This window comes from Inquilinus sp. CAU 1745 (genome assembly GCF_039839375.1).
In the GTDB taxonomy this organism is placed as follows: Bacteria; Pseudomonadota; Alphaproteobacteria; order DSM-16000; family Inquilinaceae; genus JBDOQU01.
The window spans coordinates 91,009-116,159 of record NZ_JBDOQU010000003.1; the positions used below are offsets into that span (position 1 = coordinate 91,009).

Below are 25,151 nucleotides of genomic sequence, written 5' to 3' on the forward strand. Positions count from 1 at the left end.
CCTGATCCTACACCATATCGCGCCATGGGATCATCGATCGTCGCTCACCCCAACGTCCGGCGGTCGTCGATGGTTTTGCCGTCATTGGGCAGGGAGCCGGGGGCGGCGAGGGTCACCGTGCCGCGCAGCTTGGTGAGCGATTGCAGCGTCTCCGCGAGTTTCTCCGCCAGCCCCGGCGAAGGGTCGGCAGCCTCGGCGGTGAGGGTCATGCGATCCTGGCCGTCGGGCGCGTCGACGGTCAGGCGGCCTCGGGAGAGATCGTGACGCTTCAGCGTCTCGGCCACCTGGCCCGGATGGACGAACATGCCGCGGACCTTGGTCGTCTGGTCGGCTCGGCCCATCCAGCCCCTGATCCGCCGGTTGGTGCGGCCGCAGGGGCTGGTTCCGAGCAGGAAGGCCGAAAGGTCGCCGGTCGCGAACCGGATCAGCGGATAGGCGGGAGAGAAGGTGGTGACCACGACCTCGCCTACCTCGCCCTCCGGCGCCGGGTCGCCGGTGCCGGGGCGCACGATCTCCACGATTACGCCCTCGGCCAGCACCAGCCCCTCCCGCGCCGGCGTCTCATAGGCGACGAGGCCCAGATCGGCGGTGCCGTAGCCCTGGAAGACATCGATGCCGCGCCCTTCGTAGAACGTCTTCAGGGGCGGCAGCAGCGGCCCGCCGGAGACATGGCCGATGCGAATCGACGTGGTGTCCAGCCCCAGCTCGTCCCCTTTCTCCAGGATGATCTTCAGGAAATCCGGCGTGCCGATATAGCCCTTGGGCCTTATGTCGGCGATGGCGCGGGCCTGAAGCTCCGTATTGCCGACGCCGGCCGGCACCACCGCGCAGCCCAGCGCCTGGGCGCCCGTCTCGAACATCGCGCCGGCCGGGGTGAAATGGTAGGAAAAGCAATTATGCGCCACGTCGCCCCGGCGGAATCCGGTGGCGTGAAGCGCGCGCGCCGTCCGCCAGTAATCCTCGCCATCGCCTTCCGGGTCGTAGATCGGGCCGGGGGAGGCGTAGATGCGCCGGGCGCGGCCGGGCGCGACCGTCGCCAGCCCGCCGAAGGGCGGATCGGCGCGCTGCATCTCCGGCAGGTCGGATTTGCGGATGACCGGCAGGGCGGCCAGCGCCTCCCGGCTCACGATCGCTTCCGGATCCACCGCCTGGAGCAGCCGCGCATAGGCCGGCGCATGGGTGCGGGCATGGGCGATCTGGCCCGGCAGGGCCGCCATCAGCGCCGCCTCCCGCACCTCCGGATCGCGGGTTTCCAGCTCGTCGTAATGATCGGTCATCGCGGCGTCTCATCCTCCGGCGGCCAGGCATCGCCCCAGCCTGCCTGACGGGCGGCGCGATAGGAAGGCTTGTCCCGCTTGCCGACCGTCAGCCGCTCGAGCCGGCCCGCCCGGCAGAGATCCAGCGTCACATGGCCCTGCCGGCGCATCGGCGCGCGGACGATCCGTGCTTCGGCGGGGCGGGCGGCGAGCTCGCCCTTCGCCACCGCGACGTAGCTGAATTTCTCGATGTCATGGTCCAGCGTCCCGGCCACCAGCCGGCGATGGGTCGTTCCCCGCCGGAAGCGGGTCGGCATGTGGCACCAGTCATCGTCGGACATCGGACAGGCCAGCGCGTGGGGGCAGGGCGCGACGGGCTGTCCTCCCACCTCGATCAGCAGCGCCCGCGCACGCCTGACGGCGTCGAACCCGCGCCGGCTGCCGGCCTCTATCACGATCACGCCCATCCGCGCCGCCGCGAAGGCCTGTGCAACCACGCGGTCCAGCGCCGGGGGCTCCAACTCGTTCAGCGCATAGCCGATCGTCACCAGGTCCACCGGCGGGAAGGACGTCGCGGTCAGGTCGCCTATGGTCCAGCGGAGCGCGGCCAGCGCCTCGTCCCCCGACAGGTGGGTCAGATCGCCGCCGATCGCCGCCATGCCGGCATCGCGCTCGATAGCCGCAAGGTCGGTGAGGGTGGGAAAGGCCGTGCGGGCGGCCCAGACCATCGCCCCGGTCCCCGCTCCGAGATCGAGCAGGCTTTGGGGCCGCGCACCCACCCAGCGCGCCGCGACCTCCGCCATCGCCGCTTCCGCCGCCGCCAGCGTCGCCGGCATCCGGGTCAGCGCATAGGCCCGCCGCTCGCCCTCGCCACGCAGCAGCGGCCCGGGCGGACGCTCCGCCGCGCGGTAGCGGGCGGTCAGCGCCGCCGCGTCGGCGGGATCGGGGTGGGGGATGTCCAGGCGTTCCAGGGCCGCCGACAGCCGGTCGCCGGCTCCGACGCTCATCCGCCGGTTTCCGCCGTCTCCGCCCCGTGCCAGTCGATCCGGCGGGTGGCGTACATCACCGCGCCCAGCCCGACGAACAGGCCGATCGAACCGATCATCAGCGCCAGATCCTCCAGTTGCAGCAGCAGGTAGAGCGCGGCATACAGCCCCGCCAGCACGGCCGCAAGCAATCCGGCCGGCCGCCACCCGCCCATGACCGCGCGGGCATAGAGTCCGATCTCCGTCACGATGGCGGCCGTCCCCAGCGCGTAGGCGGGGCCGAAGCCGAACCTTTCGGCGAAGGACAGCAGCAGCAGGTAGAAGATGCAGAGCGCCAGCCCGACCAGGCCGTACTGGATGATGTGGACCCGCCGGCCGCGCGTCACCTCAAACAGGAAGAGCGCGGTGAAGGTGAAGACGACGAACAGCATGCCGTACTTCGCCGACCGCTCGACCTGCTGATAGGTGTCGACGGTCTGGTAGAGACGCACGCCGAAGGTCGATTCAGGCATGGCCAGGAACGGCGCGTCCCCTTCCACAGAGGAAAGCCAGCTTTGCGGATAGGATCGCCCGAAATAGGAGACCGACCATTGCGCGTCGAACCCTTCCTCCGTGATCGTGGAGCCTGAGGGCAGGAAGGCGCCGATGAAGCTGGGGTCGGGCCAGGGGGCGGCGACGGAGAGGTCGGTCTGGCGGCCGACCGGCGCGATCATGAAGCGGTCGGACCCGCGAAGGCTCAGCGACGTGGCGAAAGGCAACGCCTGCCCGCCCAGCGTCTCCAGCCCCGGTGTCCGCGCCCTGATCGCGCCATAGTCGGACCCGTAGGCCGGGCTGCCGCCGGGGACGAGGTAGTCGACGCCGCTGCTCGGCAGCGGCATCCGCACCCCCGGCTCGAACGGTATGGCGCGGTCGCCGACAGTGATGGAGATGCCGTCGTCGACGCTGCGCTGGTCGGTCAGCAGGAGGATGACCTCCGCCTGTCGCCACAATATCTCGACCTCGCGATCGGCCCAAAGATCGGCGGTCGGCGGGGTGATCGCGCCCTCGATCGACAGATCGACGGTATAGACCGCCGCCTCGAACAGGCCGCGCCGCCGGACCTCCGGCGCCAGCGTCGCCTCGGCCGATAGCTGGTCGGGCAGCACATAGGCCGTCTGGTCGATGACGGATGTCCGGCCCGTCGACGGGTCGGTCAGCGTCTCGCGATAAGGGATCGCCAGGATCGGCCCGATCACCGTCTGCGGATCGCCCCACGACCTTCCGATCTCCGCCACCGCCTGCCGGTACCGGCCCTGGCGCTCATGGATCACGTCCTCGATCATGAACAGCGGCAGCAGCATGACGACCGTCAGCACGCCGATCATCACGACCTTGAAGAGGGGCGACCGGACAAGGGCCGCGCGGCGGGACGGTCTGGGCGTTTCGGCGGTCATGGCGCGCAATTCCTCGGCCTTGGGACGAACGCCAGGATCATCGCCTGTCTCTCACGGCGATTTTGCGGCGGGAACCGGGCGGAATCACAACCAACGCTTGCGGCGTTTGAAGCTCTTCAGGTTCTTGAAGCTCTTGCGGGCTTCGCCGCCGCCGCCGAGGTAGAATTCCTTCACGTCCTCATTGTCGCGCAGCGCCTCGGCCGCGCCGTCGAGCACGACTTTGCCGTTCTCCATGATATAGCCGTAGCTGGCTGCCTGGAGCGCCATGCGGGCGTTCTGCTCCACCAGCAGGATGGTGATGCCAAGATCGCGGTTCAGCTTGCCGATGATGCCGAAGACCTCCTTCACCAGAAGGGGGGACAGGCCCATCGACGGCTCGTCCATCAGGATCAGCTTCGGCCGCGCCATCAGCGCTCGGCCGATCGCCAGCATCTGCTGCTCCCCGCCCGAAAGATAGCCGGCCAGGCCCGTCCGCTCCTTCAGCCGGGGGAAGTATTCGTAGACGCGATCGATGTCGTCGGCGATCTCCCGGTCACGGCGGGTATGCGCGCCCAGGCGCAGATTCTCGTGCGCCGTCATGTCCGCGATGATCCGCCGCCCCTCCATCACCTGGAAGATGCCCTTGCGGACGATCGCGCCGGGATCCTGTCCGGTGATCGTCTTGCCCCGATAGGTGATGGAGCCGCGCGTGACCTCCCCATCCTCGGTCTTCAGAAGTCCGGATATCGCCTTCAGCGTCGTCGATTTGCCGGCCCCGTTGGCGCCCAGGAGAGCGACGATCTGGCCTTCCGGCACCTCCAGGCTGAGGCCGCGCAGCACCAGGATCACGTCGTTGTAGACGACCTCGATATTGTTCACCGACAGGAGCGGCGGGGTCGCCGGGGCGGCGGCCTTCGGAGATTCGGCGGTCGCGATGTCGGTCATGCTCTTTCCCTGGAAGGAAGGGCGGGGCGGCCGGCCTGCGGGCCGCCCCTCTCCGGCTCAGTAGCCGATCCACTCCGGCCGGCGCTCCAGGGTGATCGTCGCGACCTCCTCAAGCGCCATCGTGCCGTCGGCCATCAGCTCAGACACCGACTTGTCGCCGGTCGGGCCGGTGACGCTGCCCTGGTAGATCGCGGTGGTCATCAGCCCGCGATGGTCCTCCGCCGTCCAGGTGGAGGGGTAGCAGACGCCCTCCAGCCCTTCGGGCACCCAGTCGGACTTGACGTACATCGCGTCGCGGATGCCGGGGCCGGTCAGTTCGCCATTGGCCTCGATCGCCATCTCCATCGCCTCGACCATGTACATGGTCGAACAGATGCCGGTGATGTAGGAGAGCGACCGGTAGGTCTCCCCTGACGGGTCGGACATGGCGGATATCTCCCGCACCGTCTCCATCCCCGGATTCTCGTCGGTCCAGATCGAATCGGTCCGGACCGCGACGACAACGCCGTCGGCATTCTCGCCCGCCGCCTTCATGACGTTCTCGTCATAGCCCCAGACGTTGGAGACGAATTGCGTCTCCACCCCCGCCGTGGCGCAGGAGTTGAGCAGCGAGATCGTGGACCCCGCGATGTTGGCGACGTAGGCGTAGTCCGCCCCCTGCTCGTTCAGGGTCAGGCATTGCGGCGTGAAATCGCCGGGGGCGAGGCTGTAGGTGATCGGGTCCAGCACCTCGAAGCCCAGCTCCTCCGCATATTCGGAGCACGCCTCCTTCGGGCTGTTCGGATAGGGGTGGTTGTCGCCCATATGGACCCAGCTCGGCTGACCCTCGCCGCCATTGGTCTCCCAATCCTCCATCGCCCACTGCGCCAGCGCCCGGCAGGCGTCGGAATAGGAGGGGCCGTAGAAGAAATTGTAGGGCGCGGCCTTGGTCGACCGCTCGCCCTCGCCCGTCGGGTCGGTCAGCGCCCCGGAATAGGAGGCGGAGTAGTAGGGCACCTCGTCCCGCGCCACGAAGTCGATCAGCGCCTCGGTGTCGGCCGTGCCCCAGCCCTGGATGGCCGCCACGTCGTTCTGCGCCCAGCGCTGATAGGTGGAGACGGCGCGCGGCGCCTGATAGGCGTAGTCCACCTCCTCGGCATCGATCTGCCGGCCGGCGACGCCGCCATTGGCGTTCACGTAGGCGATGGCGTCGCGGATGCCGGCGGCATAGTCGACGCCGATGGAGGCCGTGGCCCCGGTCAGATCCGCCAGATGGCCGACAAAGATGTCGTCCTGTGCGGCGGCCAGTCCCGGCGCGGTCAGCGCCGCCGTGGCCAGAAGGCCGATCTTGAGCGTCCGTTTCATTCGCGTTTCCTCCTCCAGTGAAGCCCGTCCCGATCTGACGCCGGGGTCGGGCAGTTGATCCGCCCCTTACTCAATAGGAGAAGGGGTAGAGTTTCCAGTACGCCTTGATCTGTCGCCAGCGATGCGCCAGCCCGTCCGGCTCAAAGATCAGGAACAGGATGATCGCCAGGCCGATCGCGATCTCCTTCATGAAGTTGATCGCCCCGCGCAGGCCCAGCGCGGTATCGATGAACGATCCCTCCAGCCCGCGGGCGATCCAGTCCATCAGCTCCGGCAGCAGCGTCATGAAGGCGGTGCCCATCAGCGTCCCCATGATCGATCCCAGCCCGCCGATGATGATCATGCCCAGGAACTGGATGGAGAAGAGGATGGTGAACGCCTCCACCGACACGAATTTCAGGTGATGGGCGTAGAGCGCGCCGCCGATCCCGGCGTAGAAGCTGGCGATGCCGAACGACATGATCCGGTATTTCGTCAGGTTGACGCCCATGATTTCGGCCGACAGGTAATGGTCCCTGACCGCGATCAGCGCCCTTCCGTCGCGCGTCCGCATCAGGTTCGTGGCCAGCAGGAACATGACCACGACATAGGCCAGCACGATATAGAAATAGGTCTCGGCGTCGTAGAACTCGAACCCGAAGATGGTGAGCGGCTGGGCCAGCGATCCCGCCACCCCGCCGGTGAACCAGCCGGCGCGGGCGAAGAAATCCTGCAGGATGAACTGCGCGGCCAGCGTCGCGATGGCGAGGTAGAGCCCCTTGATGCGCGCCGCCGGCACGCCGAAGATCAGCCCCACCGCCGCCGTCATCACCCCGGCCAGCGGGATGGAGAAGAAGACCGGGATCGCGAAATTGTTCGACAGCCAGACGCTGGAGAACGCGCCGAACCCGAAGAACACGGCGTGGCCGATGGATATCTGGCCGGTGAAGCCGACCAGGATGTTGAGGCCCAGCGCCGCGATCGACAGATAGCCGATAGTGACCAGCAGGTTCATCCAGTAGCCGTCGAAGACCAGCGGCGCCAGCGCCGCCAGCGCCACCAGCACGATCACCGCGTTGCGGCTGAAGGCGTCGTCGAAGATCGTCGTGTCGCCGGAATAGCTGGTCCGGAAATCCCCGCAGGGGCGCATGCTGACGCCGGCCATGGGCTAGAATTCTCCGGCGCCGGAAAAGGGAAGGGCGGGGCGGGGCTTCGTCATATCCGCTCGATATCCTTGGTGCCGAACAGCCCGTAGGGCTTGATCATCAGGATGATGATGAGGGCGTAGAAGGGCGCGACGGAGATCATGTTGCCCCAGCCCAGGAACTCGACGTCCAGATAGTGGGCGAAATTCTCCAGAAGGCCGACGATCAGCCCGCCGATCACCGCGCCGATCACGCTGTCCAGCCCGCCCAGTATGACCGCCGGGAAGACCTTGATGCCGAACAGCGACAGGGCGGAGGAGACGCCGTTGACCACGCCGACCACAACCCCCGCGACGGCGGAGACGAGCGCGGAGATCGCCCAGGCCATGGCGAAGACCTGTTTGACGGACACGCCCATGGACTGCGCCGCCTGCTGGTCGAAGGCCGTGGCGCGCATCGCCAGCCCCATCCGGGAATATTTGAAGAACAGGCCGAAGCCGATCATGATCGCGACGCTCACGACCATGGAGACGATGTAGACCGTCTGCACGCGCAGCCCCAGAACCGTCACCACCTCCGTCTCGAAGATGCGGGGGAAGGGCTGGGCCGAGACGCCGAAGATCCACTTCATCAGCGCCTGGAAGGTCAGCGACAGGCCGATCGTCACCATGATGACGGCGATCGTCGGCTCCCCGATCATCGGGCGCAGCACCACGACCTGGAGCAGGATGCCGAAGGCCACCATGAAGGCGAGCGTCAGCAGGAAGCTGACGACGAAGGGCAGTTGCAGGTCCGTCAGGATCCACCAGCAGACCCAGGCGCCGATCAGCAGGAACTCGCCTTGCGCGAAGTTCACCACCTGGCTCGCCTTGTAGATCAGCACGAACGACATCGCCACGACGCCGTAGAGCGTCCCGATGATGACGCCGTTGACCATCAGCGCGCCCAGGAAATCCAGGTTCAGGTCCATCCCGCTACTCCGCCGCCTCCCTGACCGTATCGCTCTGCAGATCGACCACCTTCAGCGAGGTGCGGATGCGCTGGGTCGTGCCGTCCTGGAAGGTGATGGTGGTGTCGACCGGGATCGCGCCCGCGCCGCCATAGATCGCGTCGATGATGTCGCCGTACTTCTCCCCGATCACGCCGCGCCGGACCTTCCGGGTCCGCGTCAGTTCACCATCGTCGGCGTCCAGCTCCTTGTAGAGCAGCAGGAACTTCCGGATGCGCTGGGCTTCGGGCAGGGAGGCGTTCACCTGCTCCACCTCCCGCCGGAGCATCGCATAGACCTCCTCCCGGCTCGACAAATCGGTATAGGTGGTGAAGGCGATGCGGTTCTTCTCCGCCCATTTCGACACGATCGGGAAGCGGATGCAGATCATCGCCGCCAGATAGGGCCGCTCATGGCCCAGGATCACAGCCTCGGCCACGAAGGGCGAGAATTTCAGCTTGTTCTCGATGAATTGCGGGCTGAACCGGTTGCCGGTCGCGGTGATCGCCAGATCCTTGATCCGGTCGATCACCACCAGATGACCGGCCTTGTTGAAATAGCCGGCGTCGCCGGTATGCATCCAGCCATCCTCGATGTCGGCGACCGACTCCTCGGGATTCCGGTAATAGCCGGCGAACATGTTCGGGTGGCGGGTCACGATCTCGCCCACGCCGTTGGCGTCCGCCCCGTCGATCCGGATCTCGACCCCCTTGTCGAAGCCGACGCCGACGGAATCGAAATCCACATCCTCCGCCTTATGGATCGTGTAGGCGCCCAGAAGCTCCGTCTGGCCGTAGAGCTGGCGCAGCGGCACGCCCATCGCCAGGAAGAAGCGGAAGGTCTCCGGCCCCAGCGCCGCGCCGCCGGTCGCCGCGGATTTCAGGCGGGAGAAGCCCAGCCGGTCGCGCAGCGCGCGGAACAGCAGGGCGTGCGCGGCGGTGGAGCGGCGGCGGCCGTCCAGCGCCTTCATGCCCATCTTCATGCCGGCGTCGAACAGCGCGTTCTTCAGCGGGCTGGCGTCCATCATGCGCGAGCGCACGTCGGCGGCGATGCTCTCCCAGACGCGCGGGGCCAGCAGGATGAAAGTCGGCCCCACCTCCCGAAGGTCGTGCATCATGGTTTCCGGCTCTTCCACGAAGTTGACCTTCATGCCGGACAGGAGCGCCATGCCCATGGCGTAGATCTGCTCCATGATCCAGGGCAGCGGCAGGACGGAGACGTATTCGTCCTCCGGTCCCTTGGGGTCGACGCCCAGATAGCTGGCGCAATGGTTGATCAGCGCCGCCCCGGTCAGCATCGCCAGCTTGGGATGGGCGGTGGTGCCCGACGTGGTGCACAGCACCGCGACCTCCCCGCCCGAGCCGGCGGCGACCATGGAATCGTAGCGGCCGGGCTCCGCCTTCAGCGCGTCCTCGCCCAGCTTCATGAAGTCGCGAAGATCGATCAGGCGCGGATCGTCATATTTCCGCATCCCCCGCGGGTCGGAATAGACGATGTGCCGGACCGACGGAATGCGGTCGCCAAGGCCCAGAAGTTTGTCGATCTGCTCCTCGTCCTCGGCCATCACCATCGCCACGTCGGCATAGGAGATCAGGTAGGCGACCTCGTCATCCAGCGCGTCGCGATAGATGCCCAGCGACATGGCGCCGGCGCCGTGGGCGGCGACCTCGCCCGTCACCCAGTCCGGCCGGTTGTCGCCGATCAGCCCGACCACGTCGCCCTTGCCGATGCCCAGCGCGGCCATGGCACAGGCGAAGATCCCCGCGCGCTCGTGATAGCCGCGCCAGGTGATCGACCGCCATATGCCCAGATCCTTCTCCCGCAGCGCGATCCCGTCCGGCCACCGCTCCGCATTATGCGCCAGCAGCTTCGGCAGCGTGTCGAACCGCCCGGTGTCGGGAAGGCCGGTGTCGGGAAGGGCCGCGCCCGATCCGGCCGTCATGCCGCCGCCCCGTCGAGATCGGCGTCGTCGTCGGTCTCGCCCAGATAGGCGCGCTTCACATGCTCGTCCTCCATCACCGATTCCGGCGTGCCCTCGGCGATCCTGCGGCCGAAATCCAGCACCATGACGCGGTGGGAGATATCCATGACCACGCCCATATCGTGCTCGATCATGATGATCGACATGCCCCACTCCTCGTTGAGGTCGAGGATGTAGCGGGCCATGTCCTCCTTCTCCTCGAGGTTCATGCCGGCCATCGGCTCGTCCAGCAACAGGATGTCCGGCTTCAGCGCGATGGCGCGGGCCAGCTCCACCCGCTTGCGCAGCCCATAGGGCAGGGTGCCGGCGACCGCGCGGCGGACATGTTGGATCTCCAGGAAGTCGATGATCTCCTCGACCTCCCGGCGGTGAGCCAGCTCCTCCTTCCGCGTGCCGGTCAGCCAATAGAGCGACCCGGTCAGGAAGTTGTTCTTCAGCAGGTGGTGGCGGCCGACCATGATGTTGTCCAGAACGCTCATATGGCCGAACAGGGCAAGGTTCTGGAAGGTTCGGCCCAACCCCAGATCGGCCCGCGCGTTGGGCTTCATCCGGGTGACGTCGCGGCCATTGTAGAAGATGCGCCCCTCGGTCGGCGTGTAGCGGCCGGAGATGCAGTTGACCATGGAGGTCTTGCCGGCGCCGTTGGGCCCGATGATCGAGAAAAGCTCGCCCTTCTTCACATGGAAGCTGACATCGGTCAGCGCCGTGACGCCGCCGAAACGGAGGCTGATCCGCTCGGCCTTCAACAGCACGTCGTCCTCGCGCTCTTCCGCGCTGGACATGGGCGCCTCCCTGCCCTGTTAATCTGACCCTCTTCGGGTTCCTTAGTATATGCCGGCCCGCCGGACCGGACCCTCATGATAGGTCGATTCGATTTGGTTTTTGAACAGCTTATTTCCTCAACTCCGCGCCGAAGCCTGACTCTCTCCGTCGATGGCTACAGCCTCGCCGCCGAATGGGTGGAGCCGCCGGACGCCTCGGACGAAGAGCCAATCGTGATGCTCCATGAAGGGCTGGGCAGCATCGCTCAATGGGTCCGGCGCGACATCGACGTGCCGGCCCGGCTGGCCGCTTCCACGGGCCGGCCGATCTTCCTCTACGATCGTCTTGGCTTCGGCCGGTCGGACCCGTTGCCGCGCCAGCGGACGCCGCGCTACCTGTATGAGGAGGCGTGGGAGGTGCTGCCGCGCGTGCTGGACGCCGCCGGGATTGAAAAGGCGGCGCTGGTCGGCCACAGCGACGGCGCTTCGATCGCCCTGCTGTTCGCGGCCGGATTTCCCGACCGCGTGACGGCCCTGGTCAGCGAAGCCGCCCACAGCTTCATTGAGGATGTGACGCTCTCCGGCATCGTGGAGGCGCGGGCCGCCTTCCACGCGCCGGACGGCAGGCTGCGAAGGGCGCTCGCGCGCTTCCACGGCGACAAGATCGACGCCACCTTCTCCGGCTGGGCCGATGTCTGGCTGAAGCCGGATTTCGCCGCCTTCGACATGCGCGACGACCTCAAGCGGGTCGTCTGCCCGGTGCTGGCGATCCAGGGAGAGGGAGACGAGTACGGAACCCCCCGCCAGCTCGACGCCATCGCGGAAGCCGTCGCCGGCCCCGTGGAGACATGGCTGGTCGAGGATTGCCGGCACATCCCCCATTTCCAGGCCCCCGACCGCGTCCTGCCCCGGATCGTGGATTTTCTGAACGGTTCGCGTTCCGTCAGGATTTAGACACAGGACATAGACAGTCGGAGCAAAATGGCCCCAAATGCTTGGAGGCGAGAGGCTGGGGGCAATAATGACACAATCAATTAACGCTGGATCGACCGAGCACAAGCTTACCTGGCTTGCAACCATCATATGCATCATTCTGGTGTTGCCTGGGCTCGCTATCGGTAGCTTGTTTGTAGCGGTCTACCGCTTTCTTCTGTACGGATACGTTTCTGCGAGTTGGATACCGCATCTTGAAGAGGTTGCCATGCAATGGTTTCCGAACCTCCTTCACGGTGCGGTCGGCGGCTGGATTGCTATTGCCATAACGGCAAAACTTTTTAAGCAAAGCAATCTAGAGATCGTTGCTTATGCGAGTGCAGCCGCATGGATCGCAACCATGCTCGCCATATCCGGCATGGGTTTTGCTTTAGGAGCCGCCTTTGATCTCACCTTTATTGCGTTGATCGCGCAACTTCTAGGTATTGCACTGGGCCTCTATACCGGGCGTGAGAGTGTGGCCCAGCGATAAACCGAGGAGGTACATGACCAAAGTTTCTCAATCTGTCCAATGGCGAATGTGGTGCATCGATCGTCGACAACGCCAGCGTTCCGGTCCTGGACCGCATCTGTTGCCCCGGTTGTGGTTCGACCAACAGACAATTCAATGTAATGGTCTCCGACTCCTTGTCCTTGACCGACTATGCTCGCATCCGACATCGCCAATTTGACCGCTCGATCCGGAAAGATTTCACAGTGGAAACCATTCAGGGATGGGAACTCCGGAAGAGCGTTGGTGATTTCGTGCAGAAACTGAGAATCATCGACCGTATTAACGGGCGATACGTCGAGAAGATTATGACCAAGAGCGGCGAGATCATCAAAGAAGTAACTTATCCATTAAGAACAAAGATCGGATACGGTTCTGATAAGCCAGAGCTGAAGAGCCCCGAAAGGGACTGACGTTTCGGATAGTTCCAACAGGCGTCGTTCAAAGTCGTGATCATGCAAACTAGGCGTCATCTGGGAGCCGTCGTTCGGCCAGCGCGCTCGCCAGATCGCGCGACATATGGAAGATCGCGATTATAGTTACCGTCTCGGCATCGGCTTCATAGACGATGAGATAGGGCAGGGTGGGAATGCTCAGTTCGCGTGTCTCCGGCAGCCGACCGGGGCGGCCCAGCTCTGGAAACTGGCGCAGCCGGTCCGTGGCTTCGACGATTCTGCGATAGACATTCTCCGCCGCTGTCGGGTCATCGTGCGCGATATAATCGATGATGCCCTTAAGATCTCGAGCGGCAGCCCTCGCGAAGGAAAGCCGCTTCAACGCGACCAGCCATGTTTCGCAGCAATGTCGGCGAGGACGTCGTCAGCGGGCACGGTGCGGCCTTCACGGGAGTCGGCGAGACCTTCCCTGATGCGCTCGATCTGCCAGCCGTTAGCCGCCAGGTACTGCTCTATCGCTTGGTTGACGACGTAGTTGCGGGACCGGTCCATCGCGGCGGCCAGTGCATCGATTTCGGCTACCTTGGCCGTGCGGACGGTGATGGGTTCGGAAGGTTGCGAGGTCATGCGGGGATCTCCTGTAACCATATGTAATCATATAGCATCAGAAGCAGGGGAATGACTCCGCGTTTTGCGCCATCGCGCCCACGGCCTATGGTGCGATGCGGAATCAGGAGAAGCCGATGGCGGCGAACATCATGGAAACAGCGCGAAGTCGGCAATATGCGCTGGTGACCATCCTCATCGGCGTCAGCTTCGCCTTCATCTGGAGTTCCGCCTTCACGGCGGCGAAGTTCGCGCTCGGCTCCGCGCCGCCGATGATTCTGCTGACCGCCCGATTCCTCACATCCGGCGTGATTGCGGTGGCGCTGGCGTATGCGATGGGGCAGCGGCTGCCCCGGCGGGGCGACCAGTGGGCGCGCATCGCCATCCTCGGCATCTGCCAGAACGCGCTCTATCTCGGCCTCATGTTCACCGCCATGACCACGATTTCCGCTGGCCTAGCGGCGATCATCGGGTCGGCCCTGCCGCTGGTCATGGCGCTGATGGCCCCGCTCGTCCTGCGGGAACGGGTCGGGCCGCTCAAGATCGCGGGCCTCGTGCTGGGCTTCGCCGGCGTCGTCTACATCATGGGCAGCCGGATGAGCGGCGGCGGCGAGGACCCGTTCGGCATCCTGCTTTCCTTCACCGGGGTGGTCGGGCTCGCCGTCGGCACTGCCCTGGTGAAGAAGGGCGATTTCGGGACAGGCCTGCTGATGGTCGTCGGCCTCCAGATGTTTGTCGGCAGCTTCGCCCTGCTGCCCTTCGCGCTGGCGCTGGAAAACGTTTCCGAAGTGACGCTCAACCCAGGCTTCCTGGTGGCGTTCGCCTATATCGTGCTGCTGCCCGGCATCGTCGCCACCTTCCTCTGGTTCACCCTGCTGGAGCGCGGATCGGCGACGGACGCGGCCTCCTACCATTTCCTCAACCCCGTCTTCGGGGTCGTCATCGCCTGGATCGTGCTGGCGGAACCGCTGGGCTGGGGCGACGCGATCGGCGTGGCGCTGGTCGCCGCGGGAATCCTGATCGTCAACCGCGCCCGGAAATAACCCTCGCGGGCGCGGCGGCATTTGATAGTGCGGGGAAAAACCATTACATCAAGGCCATTAGGTCTCCCCGATCGAAAGTGTCGACCGCGTGGATCCCACCCTTTGGGAGAGGGAGTGGGCGCCATGCCTGGAGGAAGTTCGCCGTGACGTTTACCGGACACGATACGTTGAAGACACGCCGCACCCTCGAAGTCGAGGGCGAGGAATATGATTATTTCAGCCTGATCGAGGCCCAGAAGACGCTGGGCGACGTCTCAAGGCTGCCCTTCTCCTTGAAGGTGCTGCTGGAGAACCTGTTGCGGTTCGAGGATGACCGCTCGGTCTCCGTGGACGACGTGAAGGCGGTCGCGGCCTGGCTGAAGGATAAGAGGTCGGACCGTGAGATCGCCTATCGGCCGGCCCGCGTGCTGATGCAGGATTTCACCGGCGTCCCGGCGGTGGTTGATCTGGCCGCGATGCGCGAGGCGATGGTCGGTCTGGGCGGCGATCCGAAGCGGATCAACCCGCTGTCGGCAGTCGATCTGGTGATCGACCATTCCGTGATGGTGGACGAGTTCGGCACGCCCCGCGCCTTCCAGGCGAATGTGGAGCGGGAGTTCGAGCGCAACCGTGAGCGCTACGCCTTCCTGCGCTGGGGCCAGAAGGCGTTCGACAATTTCCGCGTCGTGCCGCCCGGCACCGGCATCTGCCATCAGGTGAACCTGGAATATCTCTCCAAGACCGTCTGGTCGGAGAAGGACCGCGACAGCGGCCGCACGGTCGCCTATCCCGACACGCTGGTCGGCACCGACAGCCACACCACCATGGTCAACGGCCTCGCCGTGCTGGGCTGGGGCGTCGGCGGCATCGAGGCGGAGGCCGCGATGCTGGGCCAGCCGATCTCCATGCTGATCCCGGAGGTCATCGGCTTCAAGCTGAAGGGCCGGCTGAAGGAAGGCGCGACGGCCACCGACCTCGTGCTGACCGTCACCCAGATGCTCCGCAAGAAGGGCGTGGTCGGCAAGTTCGTGGAGTTCTACGGCGACGGGCTGGACCATATGACGATCGCCGACCGGGCGACCATCGGCAACATGGCCCCGGAATACGGCGCGACCTGCGGTCTGTTCCCGATCGACCAGGAGACGCTGCGCTACCTGGAATTCTCTGGCCGCGAGCCGAAGACGGTCGCGCTGGTGGAGGCCTACGCCAGGGCGCAGGGCATGTGGCGCGACGCTTCCTCGCCCGACCCGGTCTTCACCGATACGCTGGAACTCGAGCTCGCCGACGTCGAGCCCTCGCTGGCCGGCCCGAAGCGGCCGCAGGACCGGGTGCTGCTGAGCGAGGCCAAGGCCGAATTTGGCCGCCATCTGGCGAAGGAGCTGGGCGTCGATCCCACCGGTGACGAAGGCCGGCTGATGTCCGAAGGCGGCGAGATCGCCGAGGCAAGCCACGAGGACACCGATCCCCTCTCCAATCCGACGCCGGTTGAGGGCGAGAATTTCGAGGTCGATCACGGCCATGTCGTCATCGCCGCGATCACCAGCTGCACCAACACCTCCAACCCCAGCGTGATGGTCGCCGCCGGTCTGGTCGCCCGCAACGCGCGGGAGAAGGGGCTGACGGTCAAGCCGTGGGTCAAGACCTCGCTCGCCCCCGGATCGCAGGTGGTCAGCGACTATCTCGCCGCCGCCGGTCTGGACGACGATCTGGACGCGATGGGCTTCAACCTGGTCGGCTATGGCTGCACCACCTGCATCGGCAATTCCGGGCCGCTGCCCGAGGCGATCTCCGCCGCCGTCCAGAAGGGCGATCTCAACGCCGCCTCGGTGCTGTCGGGCAACCGGAACTTCGAGGGCCGGATCAACCCCGACGTCCAGTCGAACTACCTGGCCTCGCCGCCGCTGGTCGTCGCCTACGCGATCGCCGGGTCGATGAAGGTCGACCTGACGCGGGAGCCGCTGGGCGCGGACTCCGACGGGAAGCCGGTCCTGCTGAAGGACATCTGGCCCTCCAACAAGGAGATCGCGGACACGATCGCCAAGGCGCTGACGCCGGAGATGTTCCGCAAGCGCTATTCCAACGTCTTCGAGGGGCCGGCCGAATGGCGGGGCATCGAGACGGCGGCCGGCTTGACCTACAAGTGGGACATCGGCTCCACCTACGTGAAGTCGCCGCCCTTCTTCGAGAAGATGGACCGGGAGCCCGCTCCCGTCACCGACATCGAAGGCGCACGGACCCTGGCCCTGCTGGCGGATTCGGTCACCACCGACCACATCTCGCCCGCCGGCTCGATCAAGAAGGACAGCCCGGCCGGGTCCTACCTCACCGAACGGCAGGTCCCGCCGCGGGAGTTCAACTCCTACGGCGCGCGGCGCGGCAATCATGAGATCATGATGCGCGGCACCTTCGCCAACATCCGCATCCGGAACGAGCTGGCCCCCGGCACCGAGGGCGGCGTGACGCGTCACCTGCCGTCGGGCGAGGTGATGCCGATCTACGACGCCGCCATGCGCTATCAGGCCGAAGGCGTGCCGCTGATCGTGCTGGCCGGCAAGGAGTACGGCACCGGCTCCTCCCGCGACTGGGCGGCCAAGGGCACCCTGCTTCTGGGCATCAAGGCGGTGGTGGCGGAGAGCTTCGAGCGCATTCATCGTTCCAACCTGGTCGGGATGGGCGTCCTGCCGCTCCAGTTCAAGGACGGCCGGACCCGGTTCGACCTGAAGCTGGAAGGCGGGGAGACGTTCGACATCCTCGGCATCGCGGAAAACCTGAAGCCTCGCGCGGAAATGACGCTGACCGTCAACCGTCCCGACGGGTCGAAGGAGGACGTACCGCTGCTCTGCCGGATCGACACGCTGGACGAGCTGGAATATTTCCGGAACGGCGGCATTCTGCACTATGTGCTGCGCAGCATGATGAAGGACGCCGCCTGACGGTGGCTCGCTGAACTGAAGCCTCCGCCGGCCGTGTCGTCGGCGGAGGCTATCCGACTGGTTCCCCTTCGCGATTTTGATTGAATCGCCCCCGCCATTCTCCAATATGTCTGGCGAGTTTGTTTCTGCCACCGGTGAGGGATGCACGATGGCTCTTGGTCAACAGAACCGCTACGCGACGGTCAATCGCGGACAGACGATCGATCGCGCGGAGATCGATGTCGGTCTTCGGCAGCATATGCTGCGCGTCTACAACTACATGGCGACGGGTCTGGCGATCAGCGGCCTGGTCGCCTGGATGATCGCCCATACTTCGGTCGGCGGGGTCTTCTTCGCGCCGGCGCCGAATGGCGGCATCGCGCCGACGGCGCTGGGCATGATCGGCATCTTCGCCCCGCTGGGCCTGTTGCTGATCGGGATGTTCACCCTCCGCTCGGCCAAGGCGTCGACGGTCCAGGCGCTCTATTGGGGCTACGTCGCCTTACAGGGCATCGGCCTGTCGATCATCCTGATGACCTACACGGGCGAAAGCGTCGTCCGGGTGTTCTTCATCACCGCCGCCGCCTTCGCGGGCCTCAGCCTCTACGGCTACACCACCAAGCGCAACCTGTCGGCCTTCGGCAGCTTCCTGGTGATGGGCCTGATCGGGCTGCTGATCGCCTCGGTGGTGAACATCTTCCTTGGCTCCTCCATGCTGCAGTTCGTGATCGCGGCGGCCGGCGTGCTGATCTTCGCCGGCCTGGTCGCTTACGACACGCAGGCGATCAAGGAGCAGTACTATGAGGGCATGGACAGCGAGACGGGCACCAAGACGGCCGTGATGGGGGCCTGGATGCTCTATCTCTCCTTCATCAATCTCTTCCAGTTCCTGATGATGTTCCTCGGCAACCGCGAATAGGCGGTTCCGCGGCAAATCGGAAACGGCAACGCCCGGCGATCTCTCGCCGGGCGTTCTGCTTTGAGCGGCCTTACCGCAAGTCGCGGCGAAGGCGGCGGAGGTGGTCCGGCACGTCGGTCGGCTGGATGACCGCGCCCCTTATCAGCCCGTCGAAATTCTGCGTTAGCGCCCGGATGTGCTCCGTCGAGCGGAAGACCAGATACATCTGGCCGATATAGATGGCCGCGCGCAGCGGGCCGAAGATGGTGACCGGCACGCAATACCGCTCCAGCCCGTCGAACAGGAACCAGCGGAAGGTCGGGTAAAGCTCCTCCACCAGTTCGATCATCAGATCGAGCTGCCGGGCGCGGATCGGCTTGTCCAGCCGCCGCCAGATGCCTTCCCCCCTGGCGAAGCTCTCCAGCGTCTGAAAGGCGTTGCAGGCCTCCATGTCCGTTTCCGGCCGGCGCTGATACTCCAGCCGTGCGGCCGCCAGTTCGATCGCCTGCTCCGGCCGCGACGCCGCGAAATGCTCCAGCTCGTACTGGATGACCTCCGGCGCTTTCAAAAGGTCGGGGAAGGTCGAGGGGACGTAGCGGATCTTGTAGCCCACGGCCTCCGCGTGCCAGGCGATCAGCCGGGCGTCTGCCGATGTCACGGCATCCCGTTCGATCGACACCTGCTCCCGCACGATATCGGCGCTGATCTGGCCCTTCTGGCTCAACCCCAGCAGCCAGTCGATGCTGACATGCCGCTGGGCCGCGATGGCGGCCAGCGTCTCCACCCTGGGCAGCCGGTCGTTCGACGGCGACAGAAGCTGGGAGAGCGTGGAGCGGTCCATCTGGACCGACCGGGCGAAGGCATTGCGCGTCATGCCGCTGTCGGAGATGACGTGGTTCAGCCTCTCCCGGAACTGCTCCAGAAAATCGCGGCGATCCATATCTGTCCTCCGTATGCCTGCCGCTGATGTGCGTATTATAAACATATGCAGCTTATTGTGCGCAGAAGCAACGGATTGTGCGTTTTCCCGCATTGCGGCAACAGCAGCGGGACGTCACGTTACCGGAATGAGAAACGGAAACAATTCTGAGACAAATCGACGGGTCCGCCGGCCGGAATGGCCGACATGGGGCGTCGTCCTTGGCGTTTATGGCGGCTGGACGGCTCTAACCTTCCTGCATGGCAGCCTGCCGGTCTGGCTGCTGGCGCCGCTGGGCGCGCTGCTGGTGGCGTGGCACAGCTCCCTTCAGCATGAGACGATCCACGGCCACCCGACCCGCAACCGCAGGATCAACGCGCTAGTCGGATGGCCGCCGCTTTCCCTGTGGATGCCCTACGAACTCTACCGCGCCAGCCATCTGGCCCACCATCGGGACGAGCGCATCACCTGCCCGATCGAGGATCCGGAGAGCTTCTACGTGCTGCCGGAGGAATGGGCGGCGATGGGCAAGGCGCGGCGCGGGCTGCTGCTGGCCAATCAGACCCTTCTGGGCCGGATGACGCTGGGCCCAGCCATCGCCATCGCCGGCTTCTGGAAGGCCGAGGCGGCGACGCTGCTGCGCGGCAATGTCCGGCATTGGGTCGTCTGGACCCGGCATGTCGCCGGGGTGGCGGCGATCCTGCTGTGGCTGACCGCCATCTGCGGCTTTCCGGTATGGCTCTATCTGGCGGCGTTCAGCTATGGCGGCCTGTCGCTGACGCTGCTCCGCTCCTTCGCGGAACATCGCGCGGCCGCCGATCCCAGGCATCGGACGGCGGTGGTGGAGTCGGGACCGCTGTTCGGCCTGCTGTTCCTCAACAACAATCTCCACGTCGCACACCATGCAAAGCCGGGCGCGCCCTGGTATCGTCTGCCCTCCCTAGCCCGAAGCCTGGACGCCCACGCCCAGGCAATGGACGGCGCCGGCCTCTACAAAGGATATCGCGACGTGATCGCACGCTATCTCCTCCACCCCGTGGCGCACCCCGTGCATCCCCATCCGCGCCGGAAGGCCGGGCACGGCGAAATCATTCCGCAGCCGCGCGCGGCCGCCTGATGGCGGCAGTGGGAATGGCGGGCCGTGCCGGCCTGCCGATGTACGATTTTCCTGAAATCGCGGAGGCGACCGACGCCTGGTGGTCGGGGCTGGCCGCCGCCTTCCGCCGCGCCGGCGTCCCGGACGTTCCGGATCGTCGCGATCCGACCGACGACCCGGCGGCGCTGTGGACCGACCCGTCGTTGCTGTTAGCCCAGACCTGTGGTTTTCCCCTGACTCACGCCTTCGCCGGAAAGCTGACGCCGATCGGCACACCCTGCTATCGGGCGGAAGGATGCTCCGGCCCATTCTATCGCAGCGTGGTCGTCGTCGGTCGGGATCGGGCGGGGACGGCGCTGGAGGAATTCCGGGGCGCGGTCGCGGCGGTCAATCAGCCGGACAGCCAGTCGGGCTGGAACGCGCTGGCGACCCTCACAGCGCCCCTGGCCCGGGATGGCCGCTTCTTCGGCGCCGTCCGCCTCACCGGCGGGCACGCGACCAGCCTGGCGGCGGTGGCGGAAGGGGCGGCCGATCTGGCGGCGATCGACGCCGTGACCTTCGCGCTTCTGGCGCGGTATCGGCCGCAGGCGGTCTTGGGCGTCCGGGTGCTGACCGTGACGGAGCCCGCGCCCGGCCTGCCCTATGTGACGCGCGCGGACATGCCGGAGGATGTGCTGGTCCGCCTGCGCGCGGGTCTGGCGGAAGCCGCCGCCGACCCCGCCCTTGCCGATGTCCGGGAAGCGTTGCTGATCGAGGGGGTGGAGTTCCTGGACATGGCGGCTTACGCCGCGATTCCCGCCATGGCGGAGCGTGCCCTTGCCTGGCCGGACCTTCAGGGGAAAAGCTGAGCTATCCCGCCAACGAACGACGCTTGTTGCCACAAGAATCCGCGTCGCCGTTCGGACAGGAAGAAGAAGCGCAGGTCGCCGTTGAAGAAGGCGCGCGGCGCGATGGCGATCAGGGGAAAGCCCAAGGTCGCCGCCAGCTTCTTCGGCAGCCGCATATGGGGAAACCGCCACGCCGCCGATATGCCGGAGAGAACGAGGCCGGCGCTCGAATCCTCCGGATAGGGATGGCCGGCCGGGTCGAGCTTCAGGGAGAAGAGCCGGGCCTTGCAATGGGCGGGGATGTTCAACGACAGCGCCGTGGCGATCGTCTCCCCCCTCTCGCCGGCGATTCGCTTGATCGCCCGTTCGCGGTCGAGTTCGTTGCGCAACCGGCGGCGCAGCTTCGGCACCGAAAGACCTCCCGCCTCCGAATTGTTCGCGCCGTGAACGCGGTAGAGGCCCAGTGGCTCTTCGATCGATACGACCTCCCCGAACAGGGGGGCGAGGCCGATGAGATAGCCGTCGGCCCCGTTCCGCCATTCGGGTTCAGGCATCGGCATGAGAGTCTGGAGGGCCGCGCGAGCGAAGACGTTCCCGCTGCCCGGCGGTGCGGGGTAGTAGCCGTAATGGCGCAGCAGCGCGCCGGCGTCGCCGCTACCCATCGGCAGGTTCGGAAGGTCGTAGCCGAGAGGCTGTTCCTCGGCGTCGACGGCGCTGAGCCGGAACTGGATCTTGGCGAGTCCGGGGTGCCACGAGTCGACCGTCCGCTCGATCGCTGTCGGCGCCAGGATGTCATCGGAATCCAGCATCAGCACCAGATCGCCGGAGGATGCGGCGAAGCCGCTATTGTAGGCGGCGGCCTGGCCGCCATTGGGTTGATGGATGATCCGGCACCGGTCGCGATAGGTCTCCAGAACCTCCTGCGAGGAATCGGTCGATCCATCGTCGACGACGATGACCTCGATCCTCGGATAGGTCTGGGCCAGCGCACTGTCGAGCGTGCAGCCGACGAACCGGGCATAGTTGTGGTTATTGACGATGATGCTGACCAGCGGCTCCGCGCCAGGCGGCGGGGTCACCATAGCGGCTGCGTCCAGCTCCGCTTCGGGCCTGTGTCCAGATGGGCGAACTGGCTCCGCATGTAGATGCCGCACCCACCCGCCCCGACGCGGGGGGCCTGGTCCGCCAGAAAGTAGATGCCCAGCCCCTGCACCGACACGTCGACCGCCTTGGCGCGCATGTGGAGGCTGTTCTGCGCCGCCCCCTCCGGGCGCAGCATCTCGTTCGTTTCCCGCGTCCTGAAGGCCGAATGGATGTTGATCGTGACCTCCCGGCCATAGACCTGGAGGTAGCGATTCTGGAGTCGCCACAATATGTCGTGAACACCGGGGTCCATCAGCCCGACCGAGCCGGAATGATGGTCGCGCATGAAGACGTCGAGCCGGCTCAGCGCGTCGGGAAGATAGCCGCCGTCTGCGTAATAAATATCCCGGAAGGATTCATCGGTGTGGGGGTTGTAGAGGCGGAGCGCCCGCACGTCCTCTTCGGAGGTTACCGCCAGGGCGGGACGGGCAAGAAGGAGAGCCGACGCGGCAATTCCGCTCAGAACCTGCCGTCGACCGACCGTCATGACGTCCTCCATCCGGTTGAGGGAAGGGAGGATATTCGCGCGGGTAGTGCTAATAAAGTGATAATTTGTGGAAAATATAAATTAGAAACTACTTTGGCTGGGCCGGACTACCGGTCCAGCGCGGCGACACGGAGATCCGGAACCGCCGCCAGAATGGTGGAGACCGGCACGGCCGCGCCCAGGGCCTCACCTTCGGCAGTCCGCACGACCGCCGCTGTCACCGCGATCACGACGGGCTGCCCGTCCACGAAGGCGAGCAGGGGAGAACCCGAATCGCCGAACGTGCCGTCGCAGGCATGGAGCAGCAGGCCGCCATGATGGGAAGTGCCGGCGAGCCGGCAGCCATCGTGCCCCGCGAGGACATGGGCCCTGTCCTGGCTGTAACCGGCGCGGACCAGCCTCGGATTCTGCGCATTCAGGTCGTCGTAGCTCACCGCCACCAGCGGGATCGGTGGCATCGGCATCGGCTCGGCCAGCAGGATCACCGCCCAGTCGCGCTCCAGGCTGGCCGCGTCGGGCCGGTCGGCGGGGGGCGTGTAGTCGGACAGCGTCACGTCGATCGCCCTGCCGTGGGCGGCATAGTTTCCCCGGTCGTAGCCGGGCAGGAAATGGATGTCCGAAGGATGTATCCAGCGGCCCACCTCCTTATCGTAGAGGCAGTGGGCGGCGGTCAGCACCCGGCGCGGCGTTACCAGGACACCCGAGCAGAAGCCGCCGGTGGCGAGATTGACGCGGCCGATCGCGCTCCACGGCCAGCGGGAGGAATCCAGCACCAGCCGATTGTCGGCTCCGAAGATGCCCGGAAGGCCCGGCGTCTGGGCCCATGCCGGAAGCATGACGGCCAGCGCGAAAACGATCGCGGCCGCCGCCGGGAGAAGCCCTGACGACGGCCGCAAAAACGATAGCAGAAACCATCGCGGAAACGGATGAAGGGTCACGGCTCTCCCTGCCGGTTCATCCGGCCCGCGCGCCGCCCGTCACTGGGCGGCGGCTTCCTGCTGCCAGTCCGGCTGCTCCTGCCGGCTCATCTCCTCCGAAGGCGGGGTCTCCGGCACGTCGAACCGCGCCCGCGCGGCGGCGGTCGCCTCGTCGGGCGGCTCGATGCCGAAGGTGGACAGAAGCTGCCCCATGCTGGCCAGCACCCGGTACTGGGCGAAAAGCTCCGCATAGCGGGCGGTCGCGGCGGATACCCGCGTGTTGAACAGCGTGTTCTCGGCATCCAGCACGTCCAGCAGCGTGCGCTGGCCGATGTCGAACTGCTGGCGGTAGGAGGTAACGACCTGTTCGCTGAGGGCGATCTGCTCGTTCAGGATATCGACCCGGCGGGACGCGGAATCGAGTTCCGTGTACGACCCCTGCACCAGCTGGCGGACCTCCCGCTCGACCTGCAGCATCGCCTGCCGCGCCTCGTCGATGCGGCGGATCTGCTCCTCCCGATTGGCGGTGTCGATGCCGCCCCGGTAGAGGTTGTAGCGCAGCACCACGAGCGCGGAGAGATCGGTTTCCCGCCCGTCCACCCCGTCCAGATCATTGCCGGTCCGGGCCCTGCCCTCCAGATCCACGGTCGGATGGAAGTTCGCCTCCGCCGAATTGTAGAGCGCGTAGGCGGTGTCGATGTCGGCCCGCGCCGCCTTCAGGGTCGGGTTGTTCTCCAGCGCGGTCCGGATCGCTTCCTCCTCGTCCGTCGGGACTGTCGCGGCCACCGGGGCGGGCATGGAGAAATCGCCGGCCGGCTGGTCGGTCAGGCGGAGATAGGTCTGCCGCGCTTCCTCGAACGACTGCTCGATATCGACCAGCGTCGCCTCGGCGTTGCGCACCCGCTCCGCCGCCTGCTGCGAATCGGCGGTGCTGCTGCGCCCGGCGTCGACGCGCTGCTGCACGTCGCCGACGATGCCCTGCTGGACCTCCAGATTGTCGCGCGCGATCTCGATCAGTTCCTGCTGGCGCAGCACGTCCAGATAGGCCTGGACGACATCCAGCCCGACGAACTCCGCCCGCTCCAGGACGCGGTAGGCGGCGGCGTCGACGCGCGACGCCTGCTGGTCGATCTCGCTGTCCGCGGCGCCGCCATCATAGATCATCTGCTGGACGACCAGCGACGCCTCGCTCCGGATCATCCAGTCCTTGTCGTTCTCCTGCTCGCCCGGCCCGTTGTTCCAGCCGGGGCCGATGCTGGCTTCCAGGTCGACCTGCGGCAGGTAGAGGCCGCGCGCCTGCTCAAGCTCGAAATCGATGGCGCTCCGATTGGCGCGGGCGGCGCCGATCTCGGGGTTGGTCGCGACGGCGTAGCCGATCGCTTCCTCAAGCGTCTGAGCCTCCGCCATCGGCGAGGCTCCCAGCAAAAATGCAACAGCCAGGGCGCTGACGCCGCCAGCCAGGGTCCTGCGAACGGAACGTGAATTGAAACTATTGCTCAGCATAGCTACCCCACCCCTGAAATTTACATGATTTTGAACGCGTATTACTCAAAAAGGGTTAAAAAGGACAGCCTAATTCGCACATAACCACGGTTTAGCGAAAATGCGATTTTTGTGTTGCATTTATGCACTAGACTTGTGGCAGTGCA

General features: G+C 65.9%; 24 protein-coding genes. 8 read left to right on the forward strand and 16 right to left on the reverse strand.

The genetic code is table 11. The annotated features are described in order from the left end of the window. Positions 1–44: 44 nt before the first annotated feature. The 9 genes from AAFN89_RS04995 to AAFN89_RS05035 all read right to left on the reverse strand — a co-directional run bounded on the left by AAFN89_RS04995 (position 45) and on the right by AAFN89_RS05035 (position 10,818). Complete coding sequence (locus AAFN89_RS04995) at positions 45–1,277, reverse strand: AMP-binding protein (protein WP_347536536.1); 1,233 nt, start codon at positions 1,275–1,277, stop codon at positions 45–47. Beyond that, positions 1,274–2,263 carry a small ribosomal subunit Rsm22 family protein gene (locus tag AAFN89_RS05000; protein ID WP_347536537.1) on the reverse strand — a complete coding sequence of 330 codons (990 nt, stop codon included), beginning with the start codon at positions 2,261–2,263 and terminating at the stop codon, positions 1,274–1,276. Before AAFN89_RS05000 ends, AAFN89_RS04995 begins: the two co-directional genes overlap by 4 nt. Further along, positions 2,260–3,675, reverse strand: coding sequence for a cell envelope integrity protein CreD (gene creD, locus AAFN89_RS05005; RefSeq protein WP_347536538.1), 1,416 nt, complete (start codon positions 3,673–3,675; stop codon positions 2,260–2,262). Before creD ends, AAFN89_RS05000 begins: the two co-directional genes overlap by 4 nt. 84 nt (positions 3,676–3,759) lie before the next feature. Continuing rightward, positions 3,760–4,599, reverse strand: coding sequence for an ABC transporter ATP-binding protein (locus tag AAFN89_RS05010; protein ID WP_347536539.1), 840 nt, complete (start codon positions 4,597–4,599; stop codon positions 3,760–3,762). Between the two features lie 57 nt (positions 4,600–4,656). Then, positions 4,657–5,943 (reverse strand): ABC transporter substrate-binding protein, encoded by a 1,287-nt coding sequence (locus AAFN89_RS05015; RefSeq protein ID WP_347536540.1) that lies wholly within the window; start codon positions 5,941–5,943, stop codon positions 4,657–4,659. A gap of 70 nt (positions 5,944–6,013) precedes the next feature. After that, a complete protein-coding gene (locus tag AAFN89_RS05020) occupies positions 6,014–7,087 on the reverse strand; it encodes a branched-chain amino acid ABC transporter permease (RefSeq protein WP_347536541.1) in 1,074 nt (357 codons plus the stop codon). Positions 7,088–7,137: 50 nt separating this feature from the next. After that, a complete protein-coding gene (locus AAFN89_RS05025) occupies positions 7,138–8,037 on the reverse strand; it encodes a branched-chain amino acid ABC transporter permease (protein ID WP_347536542.1) in 900 nt (299 codons plus the stop codon). Positions 8,038–8,041: 4 nt separating this feature from the next. Beyond that, positions 8,042–9,997 (reverse strand): long-chain fatty acid--CoA ligase, encoded by a 1,956-nt coding sequence (locus AAFN89_RS05030; RefSeq protein WP_347536543.1) that lies wholly within the window; start codon positions 9,995–9,997, stop codon positions 8,042–8,044. Further along, positions 9,994–10,818, reverse strand: a complete 825-nt coding sequence (locus AAFN89_RS05035; protein WP_347536544.1) for an ABC transporter ATP-binding protein — start codon at positions 10,816–10,818, stop codon at positions 9,994–9,996. Before AAFN89_RS05035 ends, AAFN89_RS05030 begins: the two co-directional genes overlap by 4 nt. A gap of 75 nt (positions 10,819–10,893) precedes the next feature. Here AAFN89_RS05035 and AAFN89_RS05040 point away from each other — a divergent pair, with 75 nt between their 5' ends. The 3 genes from AAFN89_RS05040 (at position 10,894) to AAFN89_RS05050 (ending at position 12,693) form a co-directional block, all read left to right on the forward strand. Next, positions 10,894–11,751, forward strand: coding sequence for an alpha/beta hydrolase (locus AAFN89_RS05040; RefSeq protein WP_347536546.1), 858 nt, complete (start codon positions 10,894–10,896; stop codon positions 11,749–11,751). 67 nt (positions 11,752–11,818) lie between these two features. Continuing rightward, the gene (locus AAFN89_RS05045; RefSeq protein ID WP_347536547.1) at positions 11,819–12,262 is read left to right on the forward strand and encodes a hypothetical protein; all 444 of its coding nucleotides are present in this window, start codon (positions 11,819–11,821) and stop codon (positions 12,260–12,262) included. A gap of 161 nt (positions 12,263–12,423) precedes the next feature. Next, the gene (locus tag AAFN89_RS05050) at positions 12,424–12,693 is read left to right on the forward strand and encodes a hypothetical protein (protein WP_347536548.1); all 270 of its coding nucleotides are present in this window, start codon (positions 12,424–12,426) and stop codon (positions 12,691–12,693) included. Between the two features lie 49 nt (positions 12,694–12,742). On the opposite strand, the gene AAFN89_RS05055 is transcribed toward AAFN89_RS05050, so the two are convergent. Next, a complete protein-coding gene (locus AAFN89_RS05055) occupies positions 12,743–13,057 on the reverse strand; it encodes a type II toxin-antitoxin system RelE/ParE family toxin (RefSeq protein WP_347536550.1) in 315 nt (104 codons plus the stop codon). Further along, positions 13,054–13,302 (reverse strand): ribbon-helix-helix protein, CopG family, encoded by a 249-nt coding sequence (locus AAFN89_RS05060; RefSeq protein WP_347536552.1) that lies wholly within the window; start codon positions 13,300–13,302, stop codon positions 13,054–13,056. Before AAFN89_RS05060 ends, AAFN89_RS05055 begins: the two co-directional genes overlap by 4 nt. 116 nt (positions 13,303–13,418) lie before the next feature. Between AAFN89_RS05060 and AAFN89_RS05065 the strand changes: the two genes are divergently transcribed. From AAFN89_RS05065 to AAFN89_RS05075, 3 genes are all read left to right on the forward strand, one after another. Further along, positions 13,419–14,324, forward strand: a complete 906-nt coding sequence (locus AAFN89_RS05065) for a DMT family transporter (protein ID WP_347536554.1) — start codon at positions 13,419–13,421, stop codon at positions 14,322–14,324. 143 nt (positions 14,325–14,467) lie between these two features. Further along, positions 14,468–17,236, forward strand: coding sequence for an aconitate hydratase AcnA (acnA, locus tag AAFN89_RS05070; protein ID WP_347536556.1), 2,769 nt, complete (start codon positions 14,468–14,470; stop codon positions 17,234–17,236). Between the two features lie 148 nt (positions 17,237–17,384). Further along, positions 17,385–18,134, forward strand: a complete 750-nt coding sequence (locus tag AAFN89_RS05075; RefSeq protein ID WP_347536558.1) for a Bax inhibitor-1/YccA family protein — start codon at positions 17,385–17,387, stop codon at positions 18,132–18,134. 70 nt (positions 18,135–18,204) lie between these two features. Here the strand turns inward: AAFN89_RS05075 and AAFN89_RS05080 are convergent, their stop codons facing one another. After that, on the reverse strand, positions 18,205–19,053 hold the full coding sequence (locus tag AAFN89_RS05080) for a helix-turn-helix transcriptional regulator (RefSeq protein WP_347536560.1): 849 nt from the start codon (positions 19,051–19,053) through the stop codon (positions 18,205–18,207). Positions 19,054–19,180: 127 nt separating this feature from the next. Between AAFN89_RS05080 and AAFN89_RS05085 the strand changes: the two genes are divergently transcribed. Then, positions 19,181–20,149, forward strand: coding sequence for a fatty acid desaturase (locus AAFN89_RS05085; protein WP_347536562.1), 969 nt, complete (start codon positions 19,181–19,183; stop codon positions 20,147–20,149). A 14-nt stretch (positions 20,150–20,163) separates the two neighbouring features. Continuing rightward, positions 20,164–20,976, forward strand: a complete 813-nt coding sequence (locus AAFN89_RS05090) for a PhnD/SsuA/transferrin family substrate-binding protein (protein ID WP_347536564.1) — start codon at positions 20,164–20,166, stop codon at positions 20,974–20,976. Here the strand turns inward: AAFN89_RS05090 and AAFN89_RS05095 are convergent. The 4 genes from AAFN89_RS05095 to AAFN89_RS05110 form a co-directional block, all read right to left on the reverse strand. Beyond that, a complete protein-coding gene (locus AAFN89_RS05095; protein WP_347536566.1) occupies positions 20,961–22,037 on the reverse strand; it encodes a glycosyltransferase family A protein in 1,077 nt (358 codons plus the stop codon). The two genes, AAFN89_RS05090 and AAFN89_RS05095, sit on opposite strands and share 16 nt — an antisense overlap. Next, complete coding sequence (locus AAFN89_RS05100) at positions 22,031–22,585, reverse strand: DUF882 domain-containing protein (RefSeq protein WP_347536569.1); 555 nt, start codon at positions 22,583–22,585, stop codon at positions 22,031–22,033. The genes AAFN89_RS05095 and AAFN89_RS05100 overlap by 7 nt, the downstream gene beginning before the upstream one ends. A gap of 107 nt (positions 22,586–22,692) precedes the next feature. Then, complete coding sequence (locus tag AAFN89_RS05105) at positions 22,693–23,421, reverse strand: trypsin-like serine protease (protein ID WP_347536571.1); 729 nt, start codon at positions 23,419–23,421, stop codon at positions 22,693–22,695. A gap of 141 nt (positions 23,422–23,562) precedes the next feature. Continuing rightward, positions 23,563–24,909, reverse strand: a complete 1,347-nt coding sequence (locus tag AAFN89_RS05110) for a TolC family outer membrane protein (RefSeq protein WP_347536573.1) — start codon at positions 24,907–24,909, stop codon at positions 23,563–23,565. Positions 24,910–25,151 lie beyond the last annotated feature (242 nt).